Origin of the sequence: Actinophytocola sp. (genome assembly GCF_036402745.1) — a bacterium.
GTDB lineage: Bacteria > Actinomycetota > Actinomycetes > Mycobacteriales > Pseudonocardiaceae > Actinophytocola.
This window is the reverse complement of the sequence record NZ_DASWSJ010000367.1, coordinates 1-5,022: the sequence shown is the minus strand read 5'-3', so window position 1 is coordinate 5,022 and position 5,022 is coordinate 1. Positions and strand designations below refer to the sequence as shown.

Below are 5,022 nucleotides of genomic sequence, written 5' to 3'. Positions count from 1 at the left end.
CACGTCTAATCTGCCCCGATGCGGTTCTTCTACGACACGGAGTTCATCGAGGACGGGACCACCATCGACCTGGTGTCGATCGGTGTCGTCGACGAGAGCGGTCGTGAGTTCTACGCCGTGTCGACCGAGTTCGACCCCGCTCGGGCCGGCCAGTGGGTGCGCGAGCACGTGCTCAACCAGCTGCCATCGCCGGCCGACCCCGCGTGGTGCGACCGGGCCACCATGCGTGCGCGGCTGCTGCGGTTCTTGAACCGCGATCGGGACAAGGTCGAGCTCTGGGCGTGGTTCGCCGCCTACGACCACGTCGCGCTCGCCCAGCTGTGGGGGGACATGCCGGCGCTGCCGCGGGAGCTGCCGCGGTTCACCCGGGAGCTGCGCCAGCGGTGGGAGGACGTGGGAAAACCCCCGCTCCCGGCCCCGCCGAAGGACGCCCACGACGCGCTGGCCGACGCCCGGCACAACCTCGCGCGGTGGCGGGTGATCGAGGCCGAGTGGGTTCGCCGCGGGTTCGCCGCGCGTTAACGGAGGCCGGTTGCTGCACCGATCCAGAGGGTGGCACGCTACGGACCTGTAGACCCAAACAGGACCTCAGCTCTAGCGGCCGGATGGAGGATTGAGCACATGCGCGTCGGCTTGCTCACTGGTGGCGGTGACTGTCCAGGACTCAACGCGGTCATCCGCGCCGTGGTCCGCAAGGGGATCGAGGCCCACGGTTGGGAGACCGTCGGCTTCCGCAACGGCTGGCAGGGGCCGATCGAGGGCCTGCTCAAGCCGATCGGGCTCGACGACGTCGAGGACATCCTCACCCGCGGCGGCACGATCCTCGGCTCGTCCCGGACCAACCCGTACAAGATCGACGGCGGTGTCGACCGGATCAAGCAGAACCTCGCCGAGCACGGCGTCGACGCCCTCATTGCGATCGGCGGTGAGGACACGCTCGGCGTCGCCAAGCGGCTCACCGACGACGGCATCGGCGTGGTCGGCGTGCCGAAGACCATCGACAACGACCTCGGCGCCACCGACTACACGTTCGGCTTCGACACCGCGGTGCACATCGCGACCGAGGCGATCGACCGGCTGCGCACCACCGCCGAGTCCCACCACCGGGCGCTGGTCGTCGAGGTGATGGGCCGGCACGCGGGCTGGATCGCGCTGCACTCCGGCCTCGCCGGCGGCGCCAACGTCATCCTCGTGCCGGAGCGCCAGTTCTCCGTCGAGCAGGTCGTCGAGTGGGTGAAGCGCCGCTTCGAGCGCGAGTACGCCCCGATCATCGTCGTCGCCGAGGGCGCGCTGCCCGAGGGCGGCGAGGAGAAGCTGCTCACCGGCGAGAAGGACTCGTTCGGGCACGTCCGGCTCGGCGGCATCGGCACCTGGCTCGCCGAGGAGATCGCGGCGCGCACGGGCAAGGAGTCGCGCGCGGTCGTGCTCGGCCACACCCAGCGCGGCGGCACCCCGACGGCCTACGACCGGGTGCTCGCCACGCGCTTCGGCCTGCACGCGGTGGACGCGGTCCAGGCGGGCGACTTCGGCGTGATGGTCGCCTTGCGTGGCACCGACATCGTCCGGGTGAAGCTGGCCGAGGCCACCGCGGAGCTCAAGACCGTGCCGCTGGAGCGCTACCAGGAGGCAGAGGTCTTCTTCGGCTGATCCCAGCCGTGCGGGACTAAAGTGCGCCGCATGGACCTCGATGAGCTGTTGTGGGCGGGCGCGGACGCGCAGGCGCAGGCATTGCGGGACGGCACGGTCTCCGCGCCCGATCTCCTCGAGGCGGTGCTGCGCCGGGCGGACGCGGTCGACCCGCGGCTGAACCTGTTCCGGATCGTCTACGCCGCCGAGGCCCGGGCCGCGGCCGCCGAGGCCCAGCGCCGGCTCGACGCGGGGGAGCGCACGCCGCTGCTCGGCGTGCCGATCGCGGTGAAGGACGACCTCGACGTCGCCGGCGACGTCACCGGCATGGGCGGGCGCCCGCAGTTCCCGCCGGCGGAGCAGGACGCGCCGACGGTTGCCCGGCTGCGCGCGGCCGGCGCGGTCATCGTCGGGCACACGAACACGCCCGACCGGTGCCTGTGGCCGTTCACCGAGACGCTGACCCACGGCGCCACCCGCAACCCGTGGCACCTCGACCACACGTCCGGCGGCTCGTCGGGTGGCTCGGCCGCCGCGGTCGCCGCCGGGGTCGTCGGCGCGGCCACGGGCTCCGACGGCGGCGGGTCCGTGCGCATCCCGGCGATGTTCTGCGGGCTGTTCGGCCTGAAGACCACGCGGGGGCTCATCGACATGGGCCCGGAGGAGCACTGGCACGGGCTGTCCGTGGTCGGCCCGCTCGGCCGGCGGGTGGCCGACGCCGCCGCGATGCTCGACGTCATCGCCGAGGAGGACCACCCCGGCGGGCTCTACCGCGACTCGGCCGACACCGATCCCGAGCCGCTGCGGATCGCGCTGGCGTGGCGCACGCCGCTCGGCAAGGTGCCGATCGAGGCGCAGCGCAAGCAGGCCGTGCTCGAGACCGCCGAGCGGCTCCGCGCGCTCGGCCACGAGGTGGTCGTGGCCGACCCGCCACTGGGGGTCCGGCCGACCCAGCAGTTCATGATCCGCTACCTGCGCGGGGTGGCCGACGACGTCGCCGCCCTGCCGCACCCGGAGTGGCTGGAGCCGCGCACCCGCCGGATCGCGGCGGTCGGCCGGCGCATCCCCGACGGGGTGCTGGCCCGGACGCGGGCGGCCGAGCACGACCTCGATGGCCGGATGCGCGGCTTCTTCCACGACTTCGACGTGATCCTGCAGCCGGGGTGGACCGGCCGGCAGCCGCGGATCGGGCGCTACCACGGCGCGGGGGCGGCCCACACGCTCGCCGGCGTGTCGATGGGCATCCCGTACTTCCCGACGTGGAACGTGCTCGGCTACCCGGCGGCCGCCGTCCCGGCCGGCCGCGACTCTGTGGGCCTGCCCATGGGTGTGCAGCTGATCGGCCCGTCCTTCGGCGAGCACCAGCTCCTGTCGCTGGCCGGCCAGCTCGAGCGCGCCCATCCCTGGGCGGGCGACCGGCCGGCGCTCTAGCGGCCCGTCAGCCGGCCGGCGGCTGCCACGGCGGCTTGGCCCAGTCCCACGTCGGCATCGGCTCGTCCACCGACGGCGACGCGCCGGGTGCCGAGAACAGCACCGCCAGCCGGCTGCCCCACTCCAGGTAGCCCACCAGCGACGCGCGGAACTCCGGGTCGTCCGGCACGCCGACCTCGTCGGCCGTGTCGAGCAGTAGCGCCAGCCACCGCCGGCGCTGCGACTCGGTGATGGCGCGGCCCACGTGCCTGCTCACCATGTGGGAGTGCCCGCCGCGCGTGGACGAGTAGGCGGGGGGCCCGCCGAGCACCTCGCCGACCCACGCCGCGACGTGCCGGGAGTGGTCGGGGTCCATGTGCCGGAACACCGGTTCGAGCACGGCGTCGTCGCGAACGTGCCGGTAGAACGTGTCGAAGAGCTTCTCGAGGGCGGGCGCGCCGCCCATCCACTCGTACAGCGTGGGCGGCGCACTCATGGCGCTCACGCAACCACGGCTTGCACCCGACCGGCAACCGGCATCGCTGTCGGCGAAAAGGCGGGTGACCCCGGCCGATACCCTTGTGCCGTGAACTGGACTGTGGACGTTCCGGTGGACACTCTCCCCGAGTTGCCACCGCTGCCGCCCGAACTGCGTGCCCGCCTGGACGATGCGCTCGCGCGCCGTGCCGCCCAGCAGCCGGAGTGGCCCAACCCGGAGCAGGTCCGCCAGGTGCGCACCCTGCTCGAGAGCGTGCCGCCGATCACCGTGCCCTCCGAGGTCGACCGGCTGCGCACCAAGCTCGCCGAGGTCGCGCGCGGCGAGGCTTTTCTGCTGCAGGGCGGCGACTGCGCCGAGACGTTCGTGGACAACACCGAGCCGCACATCCGGGGCAACATCCGCACGCTGCTGCAGATGGCCGTGGTGCTTACCTACGGCGCCAGCATGCCGGTGGTCAAGGTCGGCCGGATCGCCGGCCAGTACGCCAAGCCCCGCTCCAACGGCACGGACGCGTTGGGTCTGCCCGTCTACCGCGGCGACATCGTCAACTCGCTCGTGCCCACGCCCGAGGCGCGGGTGCCCGACCCGGGCCGGATGATCCGCGCGTACGCCAATGCGGGTGCCGCCATGAACCTGCTGCGTGCCCTCACCGCCGCGGGCGAGGCCGACCTCACCAAGGTGCACGAGTGGAACAAGGACTTCGTCAGCAACTCCGCCGCCGGCGAGCGCTACGAGGCCATCGCCACGGAGATCGATCGTGGCCTGCGCTTCATGGCGGCGTGCGGGGTCGAGGACTCGTCGTTGCACACCACAGAGATCTTCGCGAGCCACGAGGCGCTGCTGCTGGACTACGAGCGCGCCATGCTCCGGCTGGACCACGCCAGCGACGACCAGGCGAAGCTCTACGACCTGTCGTCGCACTTCCTGTGGATCGGCGAGCGCACCCGGCAGCTCGACGGCGCGCACATCGCGCTCGCGGAGCTGCTCGCCAACCCCGTCGGCGTCAAGATCGGCCCGGGCACCACGCCGGAGATGGCGGTGGAGTACGTCGAGCGCCTCGACCCGCGGAACGTTCCCGGCCGGCTGACCCTGATCAGCCGCATGGGCAACGGCAAGGTGCGCGAGGTGCTGCCCCCGATCATCGAGAAGGTGACCGCGTCCGGCCACCAGGTGATCTGGCAGTGCGACCCGATGCACGGCAACACCCACGAGTCGTCGACGGGCTACAAGACCCGCCACTTCGATCGAATCGTCGACGAGGTCCAGGGCTTCTTCGAGGTGCACCGCCACCTGGGCACCCACCCGGGTGGCATCCACGTGGAACTGACGGGCGAGGACGTCACGGAATGCCTGGGCGGCGCCCAGGAGATCTCGGACGACGACCTTCACGGCCGCTATGAGACGGCCTGCGACCCGAGGCTGAACACGCAGCAGAGCCTCGAGCTGGCCTTCCTGGTAGCAGAGATGCTTCGCTCGTAAGGGAAAGC

At 72.2% G+C, this 5,022-nt stretch carries 5 protein-coding genes; 4 read left to right on the top strand and 1 reads right to left on the bottom strand.

The features are described from left to right. Positions 1–18 precede the first annotated feature (18 nt). The 3 genes from VGD70_RS32715 to VGD70_RS32705 all read left to right on the top strand — a co-directional run bounded on the left by VGD70_RS32715 (position 19) and on the right by VGD70_RS32705 (position 3,057). Positions 19–522: a polyadenylate-specific 3'-exoribonuclease AS gene (locus tag VGD70_RS32715; protein ID WP_331088262.1), complete on the top strand. Its 504-nt coding sequence runs from the start codon at positions 19–21 to the stop codon at positions 520–522. A 99-nt stretch (positions 523–621) separates the two neighbouring features. Further along, positions 622–1,647 (top strand): 6-phosphofructokinase, encoded by a 1,026-nt coding sequence (locus VGD70_RS32710; RefSeq protein WP_331088260.1) that lies wholly within the window; start codon positions 622–624, stop codon positions 1,645–1,647. Positions 1,648–1,677: 30 nt separating this feature from the next. Continuing rightward, the gene (locus VGD70_RS32705; protein ID WP_331088257.1) at positions 1,678–3,057 is read left to right on the top strand and encodes an amidase; all 1,380 of its coding nucleotides are present in this window, start codon (positions 1,678–1,680) and stop codon (positions 3,055–3,057) included. A 7-nt stretch (positions 3,058–3,064) separates the two neighbouring features. Here VGD70_RS32705 and VGD70_RS32700 read toward each other — a convergent pair whose 3' ends face one another. Next, positions 3,065–3,532 (bottom strand): group II truncated hemoglobin, encoded by a 468-nt coding sequence (locus VGD70_RS32700; protein ID WP_331088255.1) that lies wholly within the window; start codon positions 3,530–3,532, stop codon positions 3,065–3,067. A 90-nt stretch (positions 3,533–3,622) separates the two neighbouring features. Here VGD70_RS32700 and VGD70_RS32695 point away from each other — a divergent pair, with 90 nt between their 5' ends. After that, a complete protein-coding gene (locus VGD70_RS32695) occupies positions 3,623–5,014 on the top strand; it encodes a class II 3-deoxy-7-phosphoheptulonate synthase (RefSeq protein ID WP_331088253.1) in 1,392 nt (463 codons plus the stop codon). The last annotated feature ends 8 nt before the right edge of the window (positions 5,015–5,022 follow it).

What these genes read in the sequence shown, in the direction of transcription:
- VGD70_RS32715 (WP_331088262.1), top strand. Translation starts at nt 19, where the DNA reads ATGCGGTTCTTCTACGACACGGAGTTCATCGAGGACGGGACCACCATC.
- VGD70_RS32710 (WP_331088260.1), top strand. Translation starts at nt 622, where the DNA reads ATGCGCGTCGGCTTGCTCACTGGTGGCGGTGACTGTCCAGGACTCAAC.
- VGD70_RS32705 (WP_331088257.1), top strand. Translation starts at nt 1,678, where the DNA reads ATGGACCTCGATGAGCTGTTGTGGGCGGGCGCGGACGCGCAGGCGCAG.
- VGD70_RS32700 (WP_331088255.1), bottom strand. Translation starts at nt 3,532, where the DNA reads ATGAGTGCGCCGCCCACGCTGTACGAGTGGATGGGCGGCGCGCCCGCC.